The organism is Arthrobacter sp. B10-11 (assembly GCF_033142195.1).
Taxonomy (GTDB): Bacteria; Actinomycetota; Actinomycetes; order Actinomycetales; family Micrococcaceae; genus Arthrobacter; species Arthrobacter oryzae_C.
In genome coordinates this window covers 107886-127730 of the sequence record NZ_JAWMTH010000006.1, presented here as the reverse complement: position 1 = coordinate 127730, position 19845 = coordinate 107886, and the positions used below count along the sequence as shown (strand labels likewise).

Sequence of the window (19845 nt, the reverse complement as noted above, 5' to 3'; positions counted from 1 at the left end):
CCCCGGGGTTTGGGGCCGCAACTGTCCGTTCGCGCTTGTTGTGGTGCGGGTTAGGTGGTGCGGGTTAGGTTAGGCGGTGCGGCTAGTGGCTGTCAGACGTCCAGGTGCGTGGGGCCGAACATCTTCAGCAGGGTTTCGACGACGACGACGTTCGGGCCGTCTGCGGCGAACCCCGCCTTCAGGGCCTCCCCCACGTCTTCCGGCGCAACCCGCACGGCCGGGACACCGAAGGCTTCGGCGAGTTTGACGAAGTCCGGGCGGGCCAGTTCGGTGGCGGTGGCCTTGCCAAAGGCACCCACCATGTACTCGCGCAGGATGCCATAGCCGCCGTCGTCTACGATCAGCCAGGTGACCGGGACGTTGTGCTGTTTGGCCGTGGCCAGTTCGGAGATGGAGTACATGGCCGAACCGTCACCGGAGACAGCCAGCACCCGCGCTGAACTGCCGGGCCGGCCGGTGGTTTCCAGGCCTACGGCCCCGCCGATGGCCGCGGGGAAGCCGAAGCCCAGCCCGCCGGCACCCTGGGCGGAGTGGAACTGGCCCTCGCGTGCGTCCCAGCAACTCCAGGCCCAGTACGCGGAAATGGTCATGTCCCAAAAGGTCTGCATGTCCGCGGGGACTGCCTCGCGGATGTCCGCCATGAACTTCAGCTCTTTGCCGAGGTCCTGGGACTCAAGCCGGGCCCTGACTTTGGCCAGGGACTCCTTGACCAGTGCTTCCGGGGAGGTGCCGTGCCAGTCGGCCCGCTCGCCGTGCGGCTCGGTCAGTGCCTCGTCCAGCGCGGCGAGGGCCTGGCCGGCGTCGGCGCGGATGCCCAGGCCCGGCCGGTTGGATTCCAGGACCCGGGGTTCGGCGTCGATCTGGATGATCCGTCCCCGCGGCTCGAACGTGAAGTAGTTGGACGTCACCTCGCCAAGGGAGGATCCGATGACGATCAGCACGTCCGCGTCCTCGAGCAGGTCCGTCATGTACCGGTCCTCAATCCAGGACTGCAGCGACAGCTCATGGTTCCACGGGAAGGCGCCGTTGCCGCCCGGAGTGCAGATCACCGGCGCCCGCAGCTTCTCCGCGATCGACAGCAGCGACTTTTCCGCCCGGCCGCGGCGCGTGCCGCCGCCGGCGATGATGGCGGGACGTTCCGCCGTCGACAGCCATTTCACGGCTTCCCTGACAAGCTCCACCCGCGGCGGGTTGTCCGCCGCTTCGGCGAGCGCGTCCTCCACCGGCGGGACCAGGATGGGATCCAGGAGGACGTTCTGCGGGATCTCCAGCCAGACCGGGCCCTGCGGCGAGGAAATGGCCTCGGTCCAGGCATCCTGGATGGCCGAGGGGATGCCCGAGGCGTGCTGGATCAGCCGCTGGCTCTTGGTGACGTTGGCGGCGGACGCCTTCTGGTCATCGAGCTGGTGCAGCATGCCCTTGCGGCGTGCGCCCAGACCGTCGAGCGGGATCTGGCTGGCCACCACCACCATGGGCACACCGGTGGCGTACGCTTCCTGCAGCCCGGCCAGGGACGTCAGCGCTCCGGGGCCGGTGGACAGGAACAGCACCCCCACCTCTCCGGTGGCACGTGAATACCCGTCGGCTGCAAACGCCGAGTTGTTTTCCACACGCGACGACACGAAGTGCAGGTTGCCCCGGCCCATCGCATCAAACAGGCCCAGCGCGTGCTGGCCAGGTATGCCAAAGACCGTCTTCGCCCCCAGCGCTTCAAGGGTCTCGACGACGAGATCCCCGCCGTTGCGGACGCCGGTCACCGGGAGACGCCGGTCGCGACGGGCCGTGCAGCGGCGGCGAAGCCGGCCTGGTGCAGGGATCCCTGTCCGGGGGCTCCCTGTCCGAGCGCCTGCGCGGCGTAGCCGTTGGCAGTGCCGAACCTGCTGCCCTCCACTGCGGAGTCCGCCATGAGGGTCACGAGTTCGTAGGCGACGTGGCTGGCCGCGACACCGGTGATTTCAGCGTGGTCGTACGCCGGGGCCACCTCGACGATGTCCGCGCCCACAAGGTTCATGCCGCGGAAGCCGCGGATGATCTCCAGCAGTTCACGGCTGGTGATGCCGCCGGCTTCCGGCGTTCCGGTGCCCGGGGCGTGCGCGGGGTCCAGCACGTCGATGTCCACCGAGATGTACAGCGGGCGGTTTCCGATGCGGTCCCGGACCTTGGCCACGGTCTCCAGCACGCCTTGGTAGTAGACGTCAGCGGAGGTGACGATGCCAAAGCCGAAACGGTGGTCGTCGTCGAGGTCCTTCTTGCCGTACAGCGGGCCGCGGGTGCCGATGTGGCTGATGGCCTCGGTGTCGAGGATGCCCTCTTCGACGGCGCGGCGGAACGGGGTGCCGTGGGTGTATTCAGCCCCGAAGTAGGTGTCCCAGGTGTCCAGGTGGGCATCGAAGTGCAGCATGGCCACCGGCTCGCCGGCGCGCTCGGCGGCGGCCCGCAGCAGCGGCAGCGCAATGGTGTGGTCACCCCCGAGGGTGACCAGCTTGCTGCCGCCGGCCGTCAGGTCCAAGGCGTTCTGCTGGATGGTTTCGATGGCCTCGTTGATGTTGAAGGGGTTGACGGCCATGTCCCCGGCGTCGGCCACCTGGACGTTCTCGAAGGGGCTGACATCCCAGGCGGGGTTGTAGGGGCGCAGCAGCCGGCTGGCCTCGCGGACATGGTTGGCGCCGAAGCGGGCCCCCGGCCGGTAGGAGACGCCGGAATCGAAGGGAACTCCCACCACCGTGATGTCCGCCTTGGCCACCTGGTCCAGCCGCGGGAGGCGGGCGTAGGTTGCGGCCCCTGCGTAGCGGGGAATACGGGATGAATCGATGGGGCCAAGGTTGCCGTTGGCCTCGATGCGCAGCTCTTCCAAAGGGACGCCTCTCCTTCGAGGATGGGTCGGTAGTGTGACACCCATCATACACCGCGGTTTCCCAATGTGCATCAAGTGTTTACCAATCCATCCCCCGCGTCCTCAATCGATGGCTGACCGGCCCCTCTCCCCGGTCCGTACCCGGACGGCGTCGGAAACGGAGATGGTCCAGATTTTGCCGTCACCGAATCGTCCCGTACTGGCGCCGGCTTCGATGGCGGCCATGACGCCGTCCATGGCGTCCTCGTTGACCAGGACTTCCACCCGGGCCTTCGGCAGAAGGTCCGAGTTGTATTCCGTTCCGCGATAGACCTCCACATGGCCGCGCTGCTGGCCGTAGCCGCTTGCCTGGCTGACCGTCATGCCGCTGACTCCAAAACCTTCCAGGGCGGCCCGCACCAACTCGACTTTTTCCGGCCGGATGATGGCCGTGATGAGTTTCATCTCCGGGCCCCGCTGCGGTCCGGCTCGGCAACCGCCCCAGCCTTGTCCGGCCCGCCCTCCGCAGCTTCAACCGCACCGGCCGCGCCGGCTGGAGCCGGCTTGCCGTGGTGCTCGCCGGGGTGGAAGGTTCCCCCCACCATGAGCAGCTCGTAGGCCGTTTCCGCATGCTCGGTGACGTCGATTCCGGACCGCTCGTTGGCTTCGGACACCCGCATTCCCATCGTCTTATGGATGGCGTATCCGATCAGCGTGGTCATGATGGCACTCCAGGCCGTGACGATGAGGGCCGTGAGGATCTGGGGCCAGAACTGGGTCAGGCCGCCGCCGTAGAACAGCCCGCCCTCGGTCTTGGCCGACGGCACGGCAAAGAAGCCCAGGGAGAGGGTCCCCCACAGACCGCCGACAAAGTGCACGGCCACCACGTCCAGCGAGTCGTCGAGGCCGAGCCGGAACTTGAGGCCCACCGCGAGCGCGCAGACCGCTCCGGCGACAGCCCCGATCACGATGGCGCCGACAGGGTCGACGAATCCGCAGGCCGGGGTGACGGCAACGAGGCCGGCAACGGCTCCCGATGCTGCACCGAGGGATGTTGCGTGGCCGTCCCGGAGCCGCTCGACCAACAGCCAGCCCAAAAGAGCCGCGCTCGTGGCCAGCAGGGTGTTGGTCCAAGCGAGGCCGGCGGTGGCATCGGCGGCAAGTTCAGAGCCGGCGTTGAAGCCGAACCATCCGAACCACAGGAGTCCCGCACCGAGCATCACGAACGGAAGGTTGTGCGGACGGATGTTGGGATCCTTCATGAATCCCAGGCGTTTTCCAAGCACGACGGCGAGCATCAGCCCGGCGATGCCGGCGTTCATGTGCACCACGGTGCCGCCGGCGAAATCGAGCGCGGAGATCTTGCTGCCCACGATGCCCGTCGCGCCGAAGAGGCCGCCGCCCCAGACCCAGTGGGCGATCGGGGCGTAAACGAGGGTCACCCAAAACGCGGCAAAAAGCAGCCACGGCCCGAACCTGACCCTTTCGGCCACTGCCCCGCTGATCAGCGCGACCGTGATGATGGCGAACGTGGCCTGGAACCCGATGAACACCATGTCCGGGAGCCCTGGCGCCTTGCCCCCGATGGTGCTGGTCAGTCCGCTCAGCCCGGGGTTGGCGAACGGATCCCCGACCAGCCCGCCCATGGCGTCGGGACCGAACGCCAGCCCGTAACCCCACAGCGCCCAGACCACGGCGACAACTCCCATGGCGCCAAAACTCATCATCATGATGTTCAGGACGGATTTCATCCGCACGAGGCCCCCATAGAAGAACGCCAAGCCCGGTGTCATCAGCAAAACCAAGGCGGAAGCCGCCAGCATCCAGGCTGTGGCGCCGGGATCAAGAGCCGTGGGATCCACCGCCATTCCCACATTGAGTTGCGAGATCTTCATTACGGGAGCCTTCCTCTAGAAGCGGCGCTCCTGGGCGCCGACTGCGGCGAGACCATTCAAAACGACGAAACAAGCCCCCTGGACGCGGGAGCCGCTGCGTTCCCCAAATCCGACGCTACAACGGCGGTGTTTCCGTCATAGCCGAGATGCTTTTCGGGGATGTTAAACAGCAGGGCCGGGCATGAATCCTGGGTTTCCGGCAGGTTTCGAGAATGTGACGTACATCTCACCATTCAGTGACCACAGTCACACAGGCCGTAAAGGTTTCGTTAAGGCCCGCATCGCGGGCACTTTCGCGGGCCTACGCTCCAAGCAGGAGCAGTACACGGGGCCGCACCGGCCGACGGCACGCTGCGTGAAAGGATACCGTGACCACGCTGACCAGGCCGCCGGCCGACCCCTCGGACAGATTCAACCGCAAGCCGCACCGGCTCAGGAGCTGGCTGCTGGAGGGCATGCCCGAAGGATCAGGCAAACGCCAGGGACCGCACGGACAGCCGCAGGCCAACCACACGCCCCAGCCCTGGTGGAAGGTCATGTGCCTGACCGGCGTCGACTATTTCTCCACACTCGGCTACCAGCCCGCCATCGCCGCCCTTGCAGCAGGTATGGTCTCCCCGCTGGCCACGGTGATCCTGGTGGCGGTAACGCTCCTCGGCGCCCTTCCGGTGTACCGCAGGGTGGCCGCGGAAAGCCCGCGCGGCGAGGGTTCCATCGCCATGCTTGAACGGCTCCTGCCGCGATGGGGCGGCAAGCTGTTCGTCCTGGCGCTTCTCGGGTTCGCGGCCACGGACTTCATGATCACCATCACGCTTTCCGCCGCGGATGCCAGCGCGCACGCCATCGAGAACCCGTTCGCTCCGGATTTCCTGCACGGCCAGGAGGTGGCCATCACGCTGGCGCTGATTGCGGGCCTGGGCATCGTCTTCCTCCGCGGCTTTAAGGAGGCCATCAACGTGGCGGTGGCCTTGGTGGCGGTGTTCCTGCTGCTCAACGCGGTGGTGGTGCTGGTGGGCCTCGCCCATGTCCTCAGTGAGGCCCACGTGGTCACGGACTGGTGGGCAGCACTCAACCAGCAGCACGGCAACCCGCTGGTGATGATCGGCATCGCCCTGCTGGTGTTCCCCAAGCTGGCCCTTGGCCTCTCCGGCTTCGAAACGGGAGTGGCCGTCATGCCGCAAATCCAAGGTGGCCCGGAGGATACCGAAGCGAAGCCGGACGGCCGGATCCGCGGCGCGCACAAGCTGCTGACCACCGCCGCCCTGATCATGAGCGCGTTCCTCATCGCGTCCAGCTTCATCACCACTTTCCTCATCCCGGCCGCCGAGTTCCAGCCGGGCGGCAAGGCCAACGGCCGCGCCCTGGCCTTCCTCGCCCACCAGTACCTGGGCGACGGTTTCGGGACGGTCTACGACGTCAGCACCATCGCCATCCTCTGGTTCGCCGGCGCCTCCGCCATGGCGGGGCTCCTCAACCTGGTGCCGCGCTACCTTCCGCGTTTTGGCATGGCTCCGGCCTGGACCCGGGCCGTGCGGCCGCTGGTACTGGTGTTCACCGCCGTCGCCTTCCTCATCACGGTGGTGTTCGAGGCCGACGTCGAGGCACAGGGCGGCGCGTACGCCACCGGCGTCCTGGTGTTGATGACCTCCGCGTCCATTGCCGTCACGCTGTCCGCCCGGCGCAAGCAGCAACGCGGCCGGACGGCCGCATTCGGTGCGATCGCCGTCGTCTTCATTTACACCACCGTGGCGAACGTGGTGGAGCGCCCCGACGGCCTGAAAATCGCGGCGATGTTCATCCTCGGCATTGTGGCGGTCAGCTTCGTATCCCGCGCCCGGCGGTCCTTCGAGCTTCGGGCCACCCATATCCGGCTGGACGAACGCGCCCTGGAATTCATGGCTGCCAGCGAAGAGGGGCCCATCCGGCTCATCGCGCACGAGCCCAAGCGGCTCAGCGCCGCGCGGTACCGGGCCAAGCTGGAGCACGCCCAGCTGGCCAACCACCTGCCGGCGGACAGCGACGTGATCTTCATCGAGATCCTGGTCGACGACAGTTCGGACTTCGAGCAGGAACTCCTGGTCACGGGAAAGGTCCGGCACGGTTTCCGCATCCTCGAAGTCCACAGCAACAACGTGCCCAACACGCTGGCGGCCGTGCTGCTGCACCTGCGCGATGTCACGGGCCTGATGCCGCACATCTACTTCCGCTGGACCGAGGGCAATCCGCTGACCAACCTGACGCGGTTCCTGCTGTTCGGGGAGGGTGAGATCGCCCCCGTGACCCGCGAAGTCCTGCGCGAAGCCGAGCCCGACGTCACCCGCCGGCCCTGGGTCCATGTGGGCTGAACCGGCTAGCCGGTTCAGCGGCTGGCCCGCCGGGCCGGCCAGCCGTCTCAGCGGCTGGCGGCGGGTACCAGTACCCAGAGCACCTCGACAGCGTCATCCGTGGGGTTGACCCAGGTGTGCGGTTCCCTGCCGGGGAACGTTACGGTATCGCCGGTGCCGAGCTCGTATTCCTCGTTGGTCAGGATCAGCCGGATGCGTCCCTTGATCACGTGCAGGACATCCACGTCGCAGTCCACGGCATAGAGCTCGGATTCACCGCGGCCGCGGGGCTCGATCACGGCCTGGATGATCTGGACACGCCGTTCCGAGCGTGCAGTCAGCAGGCGTTCAATGATGCCTTCGCCGCCGAGCGAAATCCGCGGGCCCTCGTCCTTCTTGGTGAGGTGCGTTTCCGGTGCGGCAAAGAGGTCTCCGATGGAGATCGACAGCACCTGGCACATCGTCACCAGGGATGCCACCGACGGCGATGTCAGGTCGCGTTCCACCCGGCTCAGGAATCCTTTGGTCAGTCCCGTGGCGTCGGCCACCTGCTCGATGGTGAGCCGCTGGGACTGGCGCGCAGCGCGGATGCGCGAACCAATGGCAACGGGAATGTTGCTCGGTTCAACTGGTAGAGCCTTCATTTACGAACCTTTCACAGCCGGCCGCACGGCCCCATTGCTGGAGCCATACTAACGGGATACCCGCCCTGTGGCGCTTCCTTATGACGCGGAACCGGCCATGGTGTCAGCCCGCCTTGACTGTTACGCGGATCACAACATACGCTTTCGGGCAACAAGTGTTGTCTATTAGGCAATCAGCTCGTTACCTTCAGGGATCTCCCCCTGCATCCCCCGTTCTATAGCAGCGGAATTCCGGCGCCGCCCAACCGCGCTCCCGCGAACTCCGCCATGCTGCCGACACGCTCCAAGGAGCCCACTTAATGGACGCAAACTTCGTCAACATCGCCATTGTGGTGGTGTACCTGATCGCCATGCTGGCCTTCGGCTGGTGGGGCAAATCCCGCACCAAGAACAACAGCGACTTCCTCGTGGCCGGCCGCAGGCTCGGACCCTTCCTTTACACGGGAACCATGGCGGCTGTCGTACTCGGCGGCGCCTCGACGGTGGGCGGCGTGGGGCTCGGCTACAAGTTCGGGATCTCCGGCATGTGGCTCGTGGTGGCCATCGGCGTCGGAGTGCTGCTGCTGAGCATGCTCTTCGCCGGCACCATCCAGAAACTGAAGATCTACACGGTGTCCCAGATGCTGACGCTGCGCTACGGCAGCCGTGCCACCCAGACCTCCGGCATTGTCATGCTGGCCTACACGCTCATGCTGTGCGCCACCTCCACCGGCGCCTACGCCACCATCTTCGTGGTGCTGTTCGGGTGGGACCGCGCCCTGGCCATTGCCATCGGCGGCGCCATTGTCCTGGTGTACTCCACCATCGGAGGCATGTGGTCCATCACCCTTGCGGACCAGGTCCAGTTCGTCATCAAGACCGTGGGCATCTTCTTCCTCATGCTGCCCTTCACGCTCAACGCAGCCGGCGGCCTGGACGGCATCCGCAGCCGCGTCGAGGACAGCTTCTTCCAGATCGACGGCATCGGCGTCCAGACCATCATCACGTACTTCGTGGTCTACACCCTTGGCCTGCTGATCGGCCAGGACATCTGGCAGCGTGTATTCACCGCCAAAACCCCCAGTGTGGCACGCTGGGGCGGCGCCACCGCCGGCATCTACTGCATCCTCTACGGCGCTGCCGGCGCCCTGATCGGACTCGGCGCACGGGTGGCCCTCCCTGAGATCGACGTCGCAACAGAGGGCAAGGACGTTGTCTACGCCGAGGTGGCCCAGAGCCTGCTGCCCGTCGGCATCGGCGGCCTGGTGCTCGCAGCGGCCGTTGCAGCCATGATGTCCACGGCTTCCGGAGCACTGATCGCCGCTGCAACAGTGGCGCGCGCCGACGTGCTTCCCTTCGTTGCCAGCTGGTTCGGCAAGGACATCAACACCGATGACACCGACAACCCCGAGCACGACGTCAAAGCAAACCGCATGTGGGTCCTGGGCCTGGGCATCGTGGCCATTCTCATCGCCATCATCACCAAGGATGTCGTGGCAGCACTGACCATCGCCTACGACATCCTGGTGGGCGGACTCCTGGTCGCGATCCTCGGCGGCCTGGTCTGGAAGAGGGGCACCGGCGTGGCGGCTGCGGCGTCCATGGCCGTGGGCACTGTGGTCACGCTCGGCACCATGATCGTCCTGGAGATCAACGCCGCGGCACCGCTGGACGGTGTCTTCGCCAACGAGCCGATCTACTTCGGCCTGCTGGCGTCAGGCCTCGTGTACGTCGCGGTGTCCCTGGCAACCAAGCCGACTGATCCCCGGGTCATGCAGCACTGGCGGGACCGCGTGGCCGGCAAGGCCTCCGACGAAGAGCCGGTTCCGGCCCTGGTCGACTAGCACAGCACGACGGCGGTGCCTCCCCTGCGCGGGAGGCACCGCCGTCGTTTGTTAAGGCCGGATTCGATGGTCTAACGCCGGGGATGTGTCACTCGTTTTCCTCCGGTTCAAGGAATTCCTCCCCGCCCAGGGGCACCACGGGTTTCTCGTCGCCCAGGAAGTCCTCCTCAGCCAGGGGAACAAGCTGGTCCGCTTCTTCGAGCAGCCCCTCTTCCTCGGTTTCCGCGGCGTCATCGATGGGCGCGTCCTCGGCGAAGTCATAGGCGGGATCGGATTCGAGGATGTCCCGTTCCGGCTGGGCGGGGTGTGATCCGGTGGTGTCCATGGTGCAAACCTCCGTGTCTGGTGTGCGGCCAGCCTGGTGATGCGGCCAGTCTGGTGATGCGGCCAGGGGCCGGTCCGGGGAGGCACCTGCCCTGGCAATCATCACAGCACCGGCGCCCCGCGCGGTCAAGAGCCGGTGCACCTGGCTCAGCCGGAACCCTCAGAAAGGGACCGTTCCAGGGCCAGATTTGAGGTCAGCCTAAACTTCCGGGTGAGGAATACCGGCCGAAAATCCGCGGAAAACCGGGGTACGCTGGAGGTGCAATGGGGCCGAACCACGCCCCATCTAGCCCAGGAGTGTTCGTGTCTCAGCACGCTAAATCTGACCGAAACCACGCCCTTCCCGCGCACAGCCCCGCAGCCAGCGCCCCCGGAGCCCCCGCAACCGGAAGCCCCTCCGCAGCCGGACTCAACGCAGACACCTCCAACGCAGACACCTCGCCCAGCACGGCCGACATTAAGCGGTGGCGCCAGTACCTCGCCGATGAACGTGCCGAGGCCCGTGTCTACCGCGACCTGGCCCAGAGCCGCCGCGGCGAGGAACGGGACATCCTGCTGGCCCTGGCCGAGGCCGAGGGCCGCCACGAAGCCCACTGGCTCCAGCTCCTCGGCGATCACGCCGGCAAGCCCCGGCAGGCATCCCTCCGCAGCCAGCTGCTGGGCTTCCTGGCCCGCCATTTCGGCTCCGTCTTCGTCCTTGCCCTGGCACAGCGCGCCGAGGGCCGCTCCCCCTACGGCTCAGACCCGTCAGCCACGCCTGCGATGGTGGCCGACGAACAGATCCACGAGGAAGTGGTCCGCGGACTGGCCACCCGTGGCCGGAACCGGCTGGCGGGTTCCTTCAGGGCGGCGGTGTTCGGCGCGAATGACGGCCTGGTCAGCAACCTCTCCCTGGTCATGGGCATGGCCGCGTCCGGAGTCGGCAGCCAGGTGGTGCTTCTGAGCGGCGTGGCCGGGCTCCTCGCCGGGGCACTGTCCATGGGCGCCGGCGAGTTCATCTCGGTCCGTTCCCAGCGGGAGCTCCTGGCCGCAACGCGGCCCACGCAGATCACCCTGTCCGCCGCCCCGCGGCTGGACATTGAGCACAACGAACTGCTGCTGGTCTACCTGGCCCGCGGCATGTCCCGGGAAGCCGCCGAACACCGGGTGGCCGAACGGATGGGCCTGCTGGCCTGCGACTGCGATCCCAGCCTGTCGCTCCAGCCCGAACTCCCTGACACCGAGGACCGGCATGAGGCGGTGGGCACCGCCTGGAGTGCGGCGGCGTCGAGCTTCTGCTTCTTCGCCTCCGGCGCCGTCATTCCCATCATCCCGTTCCTGCTTGGCATGACCGGTGTCGCGGCGCTGGTAGTTTCCGCCGTCCTGGTGGGCATGGCTCTCCTGCTGACCGGCGGCGTCGTCGGCCTGCTGTCCGGTACCTCCCCGACCAGCCGCGGTTTCCGGCAGCTGGCCATCGGCATGGGGGCCGCCGCCGTCACCTACCTGCTGGGAATGGCCTTCGGCGCCGTGGTCGCTTAGTGGAAGATCCGCAACGGCGGCAGCGCCGTGCGCGGCATGCCGGCGGGCCGGGCGGTGTTGCCCGGATCCTGCGAACGGCGGCGCTTACCGCCCTGATCGCCGCGGCGGCCTTCACGGCGGCCGGCCTCTTCTACGGTGATCCCCGCTTTGTGGGGCTGTTCCAGCTCCGCAATACGGCCGTCCCGAACGGACAGGCCGAGGACCAGCACCCGGGAACAGCCCCGGAAGGAGTCAGTTCGGACGCGCCTCCTCCCGGACTGGAGGAAGCGGACTCGCCGCTGGGAGCAGCGGAAGAGCCGCCCCTGGCCAGTGACTCCTTCAAGTTCCTGGCCATCAACGACGACGGCTCGCCCGTTGGATATTCGCCCTGCCGACCGTTGCACTACGTGGTCAATGCCGGCCAGGCTCCAGCGGGATCCGAAGACCTCGTGGAAGAAGCCATCGGCACGATTTCCCGCGCCACCGGGATCCGGTTCGTCAACGACGGTCCCTCCACCGAGACGCCTGCCGAGGACCGCGACCCGTACCAGCCTGAAGCGTACGGCGAGCGCTGGGCGCCGCTCCTCATCTCGTGGACCACCCCGGACGCCTCCGCCAAGCTGAAGGGGCAGGTGATCGGCACCGGAGGCAGCACGCACTACAGCTTCGACGGCGGTCCGAAGACGTTCGTTACGGGAAGCCTGGACCTCGACGCCCCGCAGATCGCCCTCGAACTCGAGCGGCCGCAAGGTTCTGCCTACGCCACCGCCGTCATCCTGCACGAACTGGCCCATGTGATGGGGCTGGAACACGTCGATGATCCGCTGCAGCTGATGTACCCCGAGATCGGTGCCCCGGACGGCCTCGCCGCCGGCGACCTCAACGGTCTCTACCAGCTGGGCAAGACCGCCTGCCGCAAGGACCTTTAGCCCGGCGCTGCCGGTCCCGCCCCTTAGCGCGACACCACAGCGAGGGCTTCCTCCACCGTCTCCACCAGGAAGATCCTGTCCTCCATGGCGTTGCCCTCCGCCAGGCTCTGGAGCAACGGCCAGGCCGGATAGCGGCGCTGCCAGTGCTCACGGCCCACCAGGACCATGGGCCTGATGGTTTCGGAAGCTCCGTAGTAGTTCTCGCACGCGTCCTGGAAGATTTCCTGCAGGGTTCCGGCGGACCCCGGCAGGAAGATCACACCGCCGTCGCACAACTCCAGCAGGATCGCCTCCCGGATGGCGTTGGCGAAGTATTTTGCGATGTGGGTGGCGAAATAGTTGGGCGGCTCGTGGCCGTAGAACCAGGTGGGAACCCCCAGCGACGGCGTCCCGTGCGGATGGCGTTCGACGACGGCGGCTGCCGTGCGCGCCCACGCGGACACCGAGGGCCGGAACCCCGGCACGGCTTCCAGTTGCGCCAACGCCGCGTGGAAGTCGGCATCCGGCAGTTCGCTGAGGTAGGCGCCCATGTTGGCGGCCTCCATGGCCCCCGGCCCGCCGCCCGTGGCCACCACACGGCCGCTCCTGGCTAAAAGCCTCCCGGCGATGGCCGCCTCCTCGAAGGCCGGAGTGCCCCGCCTCGCGGTGTGGCCGCCCATGACTCCGACCATCGGGCGGCCGCGGCACAGCTCGGAGCGGGTCAGTTCGTCCAGGGCGTCGCCGATCGAGTGGTCATGCAGGGCAGCGGCGAGCGTGGAGTCCAGCCGGTGCCGCTGGCCGGGCCTGATGCTCCACTGGTAGATCCGGGCGTCCAGCGTTGATTCGTACCGGCCGCCCGGCGGACCGAAGTAGAGTTCCTGCGGCGAGTAGAGCTGTCCCCGGTACGGATTAAAGGGCACGGTTTCCAGCTTGGGGAAGATGAGCGCGCCCCGGCTGCGAAGCGCATCCTCCACGCCGTCGTCGAACGTGCACCCCAGGAAGATGGCGCCCTGCGCGTCCATCGCTTCCAGCGGAGCGGCCCGGCCGCGGAGGTCCAGGGACTGCGCGTGCCAGCCCTGCATGCTGCGGACGCCCGCCTTCACCAGCCGGTCAAAACTGTCCAGGCTTTCAACCTCAAGGGTTCTGGGACTGGGGCTCAGGCTGCGGGCGGCGTTCATGCTGCCAGCCTAGTCCGCGGCAAACACAGAGGGGTGCCCCCGGCGGAACTCGCCGGGGGCACCCCTCTGTTTGTGAGACTGGCCTTCGGTCAGCTGACCTGCAGTCCGCCGTTGATGTCGTACGTGGCAGCGGTGATGTAGCCGGAATCCTGGCCGAGCAGGAAGGAGATCAGGGCGGCGACTTCCTCACGGGTGCCCACCCGCCCCATCATGATGCCTTCGGACATCTGAGCCTTGCGCTCCTCGGTCAGGGTGCCGCCCATGATGTCGGTGTCGATGGGGCCCGGTGCAATCGCGTTGACAGTGACGCCGAATTCGCCCACTTCACGGGCCAGGGCCCGGGTGAAGCCGATGATTCCGGCCTTCGACGCGCTGTACGCCACCTTGGAGTAGGTTCCGCCGCCGCGCTGGGCCGAAATCGAGGAGATGCTCACGATGCGCCCGAGCTTGCGCTCGATCATGCCTTTCAGCACACGCTGGGACACGATGAAGGTTCCGCGCATGTTGATGGCGAAAACCTTGTCCCATTCCTCCACCGTGGTCTCCATGAACGTGGTGGGCGAACTGATGCCCGCAAGGTTCGCGAGGGCGACGATCGGCGGCAGCGTGTCTTCGATTTCGCTGATCGCACGGTCCACCGAGGCGGCGTCGGAAACATCAGCGCCGACGCCGATGGCCTTCACGGCACGGTTGGAGCCAATTTCGGCGGCGGCGGCCTTGGCGTCCTCGGCGTTGATGTCCAGGATCGCGATGGACCAGCCCTCGCTGGCCATCCGGTCCGCGGCCGCGCGGCCGATGCCGCGGGCGGAGGCTGCCCCGGTCAGTACGACGGTGCGTTCGGCGGGAAATGTGCTGGTTGTCATGGTGTATCTTTCGTCGGGATTCGTCGGAATTCGGTAGATCAGGAAGGGACTTTGCCGGTGTTCACCTTCACGGCGGCTGCGGCCGCAACGGCGGGATCCAGGCCGGCGTCACCTTCCGGCCGCTTCCGGGCATAGAGGTAGGTGGCCACGGCGGTCACACACAGGCAGAAGGACAGGAAGAGCAGGCCGCTCTGGTTGTTGCCCGTGGCGTCCTTGAGCAGGCCGACGGCGTAGGGTGCCACGAAGCCGCCAAGGTTGCCCAGGGAGTTGACCAGTGCCAGGCCGGATGCAGCTGCCGCGCCGGTGAGCGCCGCGGACGGCATGGACAGGAACGGTGCAATGGCGCCGTAGATCCCCATGGCGGAGGCGGTGAGGGCGATCAGGGCAAGGATGGGGTTGACCGGGAGCAGGTAGCCCGCGGCGAGCAGGCCCATGCCGGCCAGGACCATGCTGACGGAAGTGTGCCAGGCACGCTTGCCGGTCCGGTCCGCCCGCTTGCTCCAGAAGTACACGAAGACCGCTGCGATGGCGTAGGGAATGAGGACGATGAAGCCCACCTCGGCGGTGGAGAACTTGCCCAGGGCAGCCACAATGGTGGGCATCCAGAGGCCCAGGCCGTAGATGCCGCAGACCAGGCCGAAGTACAGCGCCGAGTAGATGAGGGTCCGCTTGTCCTTGAGGCCGGCCAGGAAGTTGTGGTTTCCGCCCTTGGACTTGGCGGCAAGTTCGGCGTCCATGGTGGTGGCCAGCCATTCGCGCTCGTCAGCGTTGAGCCACTTGGCGTCCCGCGGCCGGTCGGTCATGAGGATCGGGGTCAGCAGGCCAAGAAGGATGGCGGGGATGCCCTCGATGATGTAGAGCCACTGCCAGCCGTGCAGGCCCATGATGCCGTCCATCTGCAGCAGCAGGCCGGACACGGGGGCACCAAGCGCGTTGGAAATCGGCTGGGCCAGGATGAAGATACCCAGGACCGTGACGCGCTGGGCGGCAGGGAACCACAGAGTCAGGTAGAAGAGGATGGCGGGGAAGAACCCGGCCTCGGCCGCACCCAGCAGGAACCGGATGATGTAGTAGGTGCTTTCGCCGTTCACCAGGGCCATGGCAGTGGCGAAGATGCCCCAGGTGATGAGGATCCGGGCGAGCCATTTGCGTGCGCCGAAGCGGTACATTCCGGCGTTGCTGGGAACTTCCAGCAGCGCGTAGCCGAGGAAGAAGATACCGGCGCCAAGGCCGTAGGCTGCGGCGCTGAGGCCGATGTCCTCGCTCATGGTGAGTTTGGCGAAGCCCACGTTGTTGCGGTCAAGGTAGGCAACAAAGTAAAGCAGGACAATCAGCGGCATAACGCGGCGGCGTACCTTACGGAGCGTGCGCTCGCCGAGCTCACCGAGTCCTGCGGTGTGCATGGAGAGTGAAGTCATCATCGACCTTCTGTCTGACGGATGCGGCACCTTGACGGCGGCGGGATCCGAGGGGCTGTTGGGGAATTCCGTCGGTTGACTAGCTAAGTCTGATGTCTGACATCTGACGGAAGAACATGAGAAAGATCATAGAAGCGTGATCCGGGTTACGTCAAGCGTTGCGCGCTTAGGCGCCTCGCGCAAGGCTCTGGGCAAGGGTCAGCGCGCTTGGCTGAGCGCGCAATGCCCCGGGTCAGGGCTGGGAGTGGTGGACGTAACGCTCATAGTCGCGGTACGTCTGGTCCATGTGGTCGTCCATGGTGCGCCGGGACAGTTCGGCGTCGCCGCTGAGGATGCTGTCCATGACCTTCTGGTGATACTCGATGGCGTGCAGCTGGATCTCGGGCACGGCCGACGTTTCCCGCCGGGTCATGTAGAGCAACTGCCCGAGCTGCGCGAACAGGGCACGCACGAACGGGTTGCCGGAGGCTTTCAGCACGGCGTCATGGAAGGCGATGTCAGCCTCCACAAAGCGGTCCAGGTCCCCGGATTGGTGGAAGCGCTTCATGTCCGCGATGCACTGCCGCATCTGTTCGGCGTGCTCGGCCGTATGCCGCTTGGCAGCCAGCGATGCCGCGCCGGTTTCCACCATGCGCCGCATCTCGATCAGCCCCACGGACACCTGGTCCGCACCGTTGCCGTGGGAGGCAGCCTTGAAGATCGCGTCCAGCCCGGTCCAGTTGTCCGAGGGATTAACGAAGGTTCCGCGGCCGGCTTTGACGTAAAGAATGTTTTGCGCCCTCAGCGCCTTGAGTGCCTCGCGGACGGTCAGCCTGCTGACGTCGTAGGCTTTCGCAATGTCGGCTTCAGGCGGGATGGCATCGTGCGGCTTCAGCTTGCCGTCGAGGATGTCATCGAGCAGGCCGTCGACGAGGTCGTCAACGAGTGTCCTGCGGCCCATCCTGGCTCCTGCCGTCGGTCTTGCCCCCTTGTTAGGGTCCTTCAACATTACTGTCGAATGCGGCCCGGATCAGCATCATGGCCCGAACCGGCGACATACTGGTCAAGCTTCGCCAGGGTGGCTTCCAGATTGGCGGGGTGTCGGCGCAGGTAGCCGGCCAGCCGGAGCAGGGACTTCCCGCGGACGTTCCGGGCGTCCCACTCCTCCGTGACCAGCGTGCCGGGAGTTCCCGCGGCGTCGGCGGAGGGTTCCAGCACGTAGCGCCAGACGTGGCCGAAGAAATGCCGCCAGGCGATGCGCCTGCCTTCCTCGAACTCACAGACCGTATTGAGGATCTTGTAATCCACCATGACGTTCATCTCCATACCGAACCTGGCGCCGGCGGACAGCCGCTCCGGGCCCCGCGGCTGCGCCGACTTCACGGTGTCCGACCCGTCAATCACACTGTGCAGGGCAGGGGTTGCAAGGACCTCGAAAATGGCCTCCGGACCTGCCGCGATGAAGCGCTGGCGGGACACAAGGTATCGGCTGTTCATCCGGCAAGCCTAACCGTTCCAGCTGTTGCAGAATGAGTCATGCGCATTCCTCCCCTGCCCGCTGACGGACGCCCCCGGATCGGAATTCCGGTCCGGCTCAGCAGCTCCCGGGACCCCGACCCGCGGGTCGGGGAAGCCAATGAGCTGTTCGGCTACATCGTGGATCTGGTCCGCGAAGGCGGCGGGGAGCCGGTGCTCCTCACCGACGGTTCCGACGCTCACGGTTCGGGCGCGACCGGTTCCGACGGCGGCCGGCTGGCCGAAACGCTCAAGGCGCTCGACGGCGTCGTCCTTCCCGGCGGTGGAGACCTGGACCCGCGCCTCTACGGCGAAAGGCAGGGCACATACTGTTACGACGTCAACCTCGCGCAGGACGCATTGGACCTGGCCGTGGCGCGCGGCAGCATCGAGGCAGGCCTGCCGCTGCTGGGGATCTGCCGCGGACACCAGCTCCTTAACGTCCTCTATGGCGGCACGCTGGTGCAGGACATGGCAGCCGGCCCTGTAACGCACCACCAGCCGGCGTCGGGCGAGGGACCGTGGGCCTGGCACGACGTGGACATCATTCCCGGCTCCAAGGTGGGCCTCCTGTACGGCGCGGCGGGCGCGCCGGAAGGGCTCACGGTCAAGATCGCCTCCGGCCATCACCAGGCCGTTGCCCGGGTTGCCGACGGACTCATGGTGACGGCCGTTGCCGGCGACGGCACAGTGGAAGCATTGGAGGACCCGGCACGCTGGGTGGCGTCCGTTCAATGGCATCCCGAAGTACTGGAGCTCCCGGCCGATGAACGCGTGGCACCCTTTCGGGCGTTCGTGGAGGCCTGCTATTATCGTCAAAAAGGCAGTATGTCCTATCAAGAGAACATACGCTGACATACGCGGGCCCACCGGCACCCCGGAGCTCGCGGAGCACAAGGGAGCGCTCAGTGGCGAATCAACTTAATCTCAGCATCGACCGCTCTTCACCGGTGCCCCTCTACCACCAGGTGGTCCAGGGCATCGAGTCCGCCATCCACACCGGATTACTCCCCCCGGGCAGCCGGCTGGACAACGAAATCGACCTCGCGGCGCAGCTCAACCTGTCCCGGCCCACCATGCGCAAGGCCATGGACGAACTGGTGCGCTCAGGCCTCCTGGTGCGCAAGCGCGGCGTGGGGACACAGGTGGTTTCCAGCCAGGTCCGCAGGCCGCTGGAACTCTCGAGCCTCTACGACGACCTCACCAACAACGGGAGCAAGCCCACCACCGAGGTGCTCAGCTTTTCCCACATCGAGGCCGATGCCGCCACCCGTGAAGCCCTCCAGCTTCCCGCCGGCGCCAAGGTCTACCACTTCACCAGGCTGCGCAAGGTGGGCGGCAAGCCGCTGGCCCTGATGGAAAACTGGGTCCGCGACGACATCACCCCGATCGACGAAGCCCAGCTCGCCGCCCAGGGCCTGTACGCGATCCTGCGCAACGGCGGCGTGAATTTCCGGCTGGCCTCGCAGCGCATCGGCGCCATGGTGGCCAACGACTACCAGGCTCCCCTGCTGGACACCGAGCCCGGCCTGGCGCTGGTGACCATGGAACGCACCGCCGTGGACGACACCGGACGCATGGTTGAAACCGGCCACCACGTCTACCGCGGCGACTCGTACAGCTTTGAAATGACCCTTGTCCAGCGTTAGGCGCCAGCGCTAACCGCTGCGGCAGCAATCACTTAAACGAAAGAACAAAATCTATGGCCAACTGGGTATATCCGCTGGGTTCCGCTGCCGACGGCACATGGGACGTCTCCCTGGGAACGTCAGACTCCGCCGTCGAGGTGGACGGCTGGGCCCACACCGGGCTCAAGGTCGCGACGCTGGCGGCGGGCGCCGCCGTCGAACTTCCTGCCGCCGGCGAGGAACGCATTGTGGTTCCGCTCAACGGTTCCTTCACCGCCACCGTTGACGGGCAGGACTACCGGCTGGCGGGCAGGGCCAGCGTCTTCCACGGCCCCAGCGACGTCCTGTACACCGGCACGGACAAGGCCGTCACCATCAGCTCCGCCGACGGCGGCAGGGTTGCGGTGGCAACGGCACCGGCGAAGACCTCCTACCCCACCCGGCTGGTAACGGCCGCCGAGACCCCCGTGGAACTGCGGGGTGCCGGGAACTGCTCCCGGCAGGTCCACAACTTCGGCACCCCGGCGGCGCTGGAAGCGGACCGTTTCATCGTTTGCGAAGTCATCACCCCGGCAGGCAACTGGTCCTCCTACCCCCCGCACAAGCACGACGAGGACAAGGACGGCGAAACCAGCCTCGAGGAGATCTACTACTTCGAGACCCGTGTGGCACCGGACGGCCCGGCGGCCGCGGCCGGTTCCGGGGCGCAAAGTGACGCCATCGGCTATCAGCGCGTATACGCCTCTGATGAGCGGCCCATCGACGTCTCGGCCGAGGTCCGCACGGGCGACGTCGTACTGGTTCCCTACGGCTGGCACGGGCCGGCGATGGCAGCCCCGGGGTACGACCTCTACTACCTGAACGTGATGGCCGGTCCCGGACCCGTGCGGGACTGGCTCATCAGCGATGACCCCCACCACGGCTGGATCCGCCAGACCTGGGAAAGCCAGGACATTGACCCGAGGCTGCCGTTCGGAGCGTAGGCAGTCCGCCACCCGGGCAGCACGCCAGAAGCC

The 19845-nt window shown here is 66.7% G+C and carries 18 protein-coding genes; 7 read left to right on the top strand and 11 right to left on the bottom strand.

Going from position 1 to position 19845, the window contains the following annotated elements:
- Window positions 1–92: 92 nt before the first annotated feature.
- The 4 genes from RW112_RS17925 to RW112_RS17910 all read right to left on the bottom strand — a co-directional run bounded on the left by RW112_RS17925 (window position 93) and on the right by RW112_RS17910 (window position 4728).
- Window positions 93–1757: a thiamine pyrophosphate-binding protein gene (locus RW112_RS17925; RefSeq protein ID WP_317783056.1), complete on the bottom strand. Its 1665-nt coding sequence runs from the start codon at window positions 1755–1757 to the stop codon at window positions 93–95.
- Window positions 1754–2854, bottom strand: a complete 1101-nt coding sequence (gene speB / locus RW112_RS17920; protein ID WP_317783055.1) for an agmatinase — start codon at window positions 2852–2854, stop codon at window positions 1754–1756. The genes RW112_RS17925 and speB overlap by 4 nt, the downstream gene beginning before the upstream one ends.
- Before the next feature lie 102 nt (window positions 2855–2956).
- A complete protein-coding gene (locus RW112_RS17915) occupies window positions 2957–3298 on the bottom strand; it encodes a P-II family nitrogen regulator (protein WP_317783054.1) in 342 nt (113 codons plus the stop codon).
- Window positions 3295–4728: an ammonium transporter gene (locus tag RW112_RS17910; RefSeq protein WP_317783053.1), complete on the bottom strand. Its 1434-nt coding sequence runs from the start codon at window positions 4726–4728 to the stop codon at window positions 3295–3297. The genes RW112_RS17915 and RW112_RS17910 overlap by 4 nt, the downstream gene beginning before the upstream one ends.
- A gap of 368 nt (window positions 4729–5096) precedes the next feature.
- On the opposite strand from RW112_RS17910, the gene RW112_RS17905 reads away from it, so the two are divergent.
- The gene (locus tag RW112_RS17905) at window positions 5097–7073 is read left to right on the top strand and encodes an amino acid transporter (RefSeq protein ID WP_317783052.1); all 1977 of its coding nucleotides are present in this window, start codon (window positions 5097–5099) and stop codon (window positions 7071–7073) included.
- 47 nt (window positions 7074–7120) lie between these two features.
- Here the strand turns inward: RW112_RS17905 and RW112_RS17900 are convergent, their stop codons facing one another.
- On the bottom strand, window positions 7121–7696 hold the full coding sequence (locus tag RW112_RS17900; protein ID WP_305939904.1) for a helix-turn-helix domain-containing protein: 576 nt from the start codon (window positions 7694–7696) through the stop codon (window positions 7121–7123).
- Window positions 7697–7995: 299 nt separating this feature from the next.
- Between RW112_RS17900 and RW112_RS17895 the strand changes: the two genes are divergently transcribed.
- The gene (locus RW112_RS17895; RefSeq protein WP_317783051.1) at window positions 7996–9519 is read left to right on the top strand and encodes a sodium:solute symporter; all 1524 of its coding nucleotides are present in this window, start codon (window positions 7996–7998) and stop codon (window positions 9517–9519) included.
- A gap of 88 nt (window positions 9520–9607) precedes the next feature.
- On the opposite strand, the gene RW112_RS17890 is transcribed toward RW112_RS17895, so the two are convergent.
- The gene (locus RW112_RS17890; protein ID WP_317783050.1) at window positions 9608–9844 is read right to left on the bottom strand and encodes a hypothetical protein; all 237 of its coding nucleotides are present in this window, start codon (window positions 9842–9844) and stop codon (window positions 9608–9610) included.
- Window positions 9845–10146: 302 nt separating this feature from the next.
- Here RW112_RS17890 and RW112_RS17885 point away from each other — a divergent pair, with 302 nt between their 5' ends.
- Both RW112_RS17885 and RW112_RS17880 read left to right on the top strand, forming a co-directional pair.
- The gene (locus RW112_RS17885) at window positions 10147–11361 is read left to right on the top strand and encodes a VIT1/CCC1 transporter family protein (RefSeq protein WP_317783049.1); all 1215 of its coding nucleotides are present in this window, start codon (window positions 10147–10149) and stop codon (window positions 11359–11361) included.
- Entirely contained in the window at window positions 11361–12269 is a 909-nt protein-coding gene (locus tag RW112_RS17880; protein ID WP_317783048.1) for a matrixin family metalloprotease, read from the top strand. Before RW112_RS17885 ends, RW112_RS17880 begins: the two co-directional genes overlap by 1 nt.
- A 23-nt stretch (window positions 12270–12292) precedes the next feature.
- On the opposite strand, the gene RW112_RS17875 is transcribed toward RW112_RS17880, so the two are convergent.
- The 5 genes from RW112_RS17875 to RW112_RS17855 all read right to left on the bottom strand — a co-directional run bounded on the left by RW112_RS17875 (window position 12293) and on the right by RW112_RS17855 (window position 17183).
- Window positions 12293–13426, bottom strand: a complete 1134-nt coding sequence (locus RW112_RS17875) for a Rossmann fold nucleotide-binding protein (RefSeq protein WP_317783047.1) — start codon at window positions 13424–13426, stop codon at window positions 12293–12295.
- Window positions 13427–13515: 89 nt separating this feature from the next.
- Window positions 13516–14289, bottom strand: coding sequence for an SDR family NAD(P)-dependent oxidoreductase (locus RW112_RS17870; RefSeq protein WP_317783046.1), 774 nt, complete (start codon window positions 14287–14289; stop codon window positions 13516–13518).
- 38 nt (window positions 14290–14327) lie between these two features.
- On the bottom strand, window positions 14328–15710 hold the full coding sequence (locus RW112_RS17865) for an MFS transporter (protein ID WP_411709935.1): 1383 nt from the start codon (window positions 15708–15710) through the stop codon (window positions 14328–14330).
- A gap of 229 nt (window positions 15711–15939) precedes the next feature.
- A complete protein-coding gene (locus RW112_RS17860; protein ID WP_317783045.1) occupies window positions 15940–16647 on the bottom strand; it encodes a FadR/GntR family transcriptional regulator in 708 nt (235 codons plus the stop codon).
- Between the two features lie 47 nt (window positions 16648–16694).
- The gene (locus tag RW112_RS17855) at window positions 16695–17183 is read right to left on the bottom strand and encodes a polyketide cyclase / dehydrase and lipid transport (RefSeq protein ID WP_317783044.1); all 489 of its coding nucleotides are present in this window, start codon (window positions 17181–17183) and stop codon (window positions 16695–16697) included.
- A gap of 39 nt (window positions 17184–17222) precedes the next feature.
- Here RW112_RS17855 and RW112_RS17850 point away from each other — a divergent pair, with 39 nt between their 5' ends.
- From RW112_RS17850 to iolB, 3 genes are read left to right on the top strand one after another with little or no spacing between them, the layout of a single operon-like run.
- A complete protein-coding gene (locus RW112_RS17850; protein WP_317783043.1) occupies window positions 17223–18056 on the top strand; it encodes a type 1 glutamine amidotransferase in 834 nt (277 codons plus the stop codon).
- Between the two features lie 53 nt (window positions 18057–18109).
- Window positions 18110–18850, top strand: a complete 741-nt coding sequence (locus RW112_RS17845; protein WP_305939894.1) for a GntR family transcriptional regulator — start codon at window positions 18110–18112, stop codon at window positions 18848–18850.
- Between the two features lie 53 nt (window positions 18851–18903).
- The gene (gene iolB / locus RW112_RS17840) at window positions 18904–19812 is read left to right on the top strand and encodes a 5-deoxy-glucuronate isomerase (RefSeq protein WP_317783042.1); all 909 of its coding nucleotides are present in this window, start codon (window positions 18904–18906) and stop codon (window positions 19810–19812) included.
- The last annotated feature ends 33 nt before the right edge of the window (window positions 19813–19845 follow it).

Excerpts from the sequence above, each read along its gene's own strand:
- RW112_RS17915 (WP_317783054.1), bottom strand. The coding sequence starts at position 3,298 with ATGAAACTCATCACGGCCATCATCCGGCCGGAAAAAGTCGAGTTGGTG.
- RW112_RS17910 (WP_317783053.1), bottom strand. The coding sequence starts at position 4,728 with ATGAAGATCTCGCAACTCAATGTGGGAATGGCGGTGGATCCCACGGCT.
- RW112_RS17900 (WP_305939904.1), bottom strand. The coding sequence starts at position 7,696 with ATGAAGGCTCTACCAGTTGAACCGAGCAACATTCCCGTTGCCATTGGT.
- RW112_RS17895 (WP_317783051.1), top strand. The coding sequence starts at position 7,996 with ATGGACGCAAACTTCGTCAACATCGCCATTGTGGTGGTGTACCTGATC.
- RW112_RS17890 (WP_317783050.1), bottom strand. The coding sequence starts at position 9,844 with ATGGACACCACCGGATCACACCCCGCCCAGCCGGAACGGGACATCCTC.
- RW112_RS17875 (WP_317783047.1), bottom strand. The coding sequence starts at position 13,426 with ATGAACGCCGCCCGCAGCCTGAGCCCCAGTCCCAGAACCCTTGAGGTT.
- RW112_RS17870 (WP_317783046.1), bottom strand. The coding sequence starts at position 14,289 with ATGACAACCAGCACATTTCCCGCCGAACGCACCGTCGTACTGACCGGG.
- RW112_RS17865 (WP_411709935.1), bottom strand. The coding sequence starts at position 15,710 with ATGATGACTTCACTCTCCATGCACACCGCAGGACTCGGTGAGCTCGGC.
- RW112_RS17860 (WP_317783045.1), bottom strand. The coding sequence starts at position 16,647 with ATGGGCCGCAGGACACTCGTTGACGACCTCGTCGACGGCCTGCTCGAT.
- RW112_RS17855 (WP_317783044.1), bottom strand. The coding sequence starts at position 17,183 with ATGAACAGCCGATACCTTGTGTCCCGCCAGCGCTTCATCGCGGCAGGT.
- RW112_RS17850 (WP_317783043.1), top strand. The coding sequence starts at position 17,223 with ATGCGCATTCCTCCCCTGCCCGCTGACGGACGCCCCCGGATCGGAATT.
- iolB (WP_317783042.1), top strand. The coding sequence starts at position 18,904 with ATGGCCAACTGGGTATATCCGCTGGGTTCCGCTGCCGACGGCACATGG.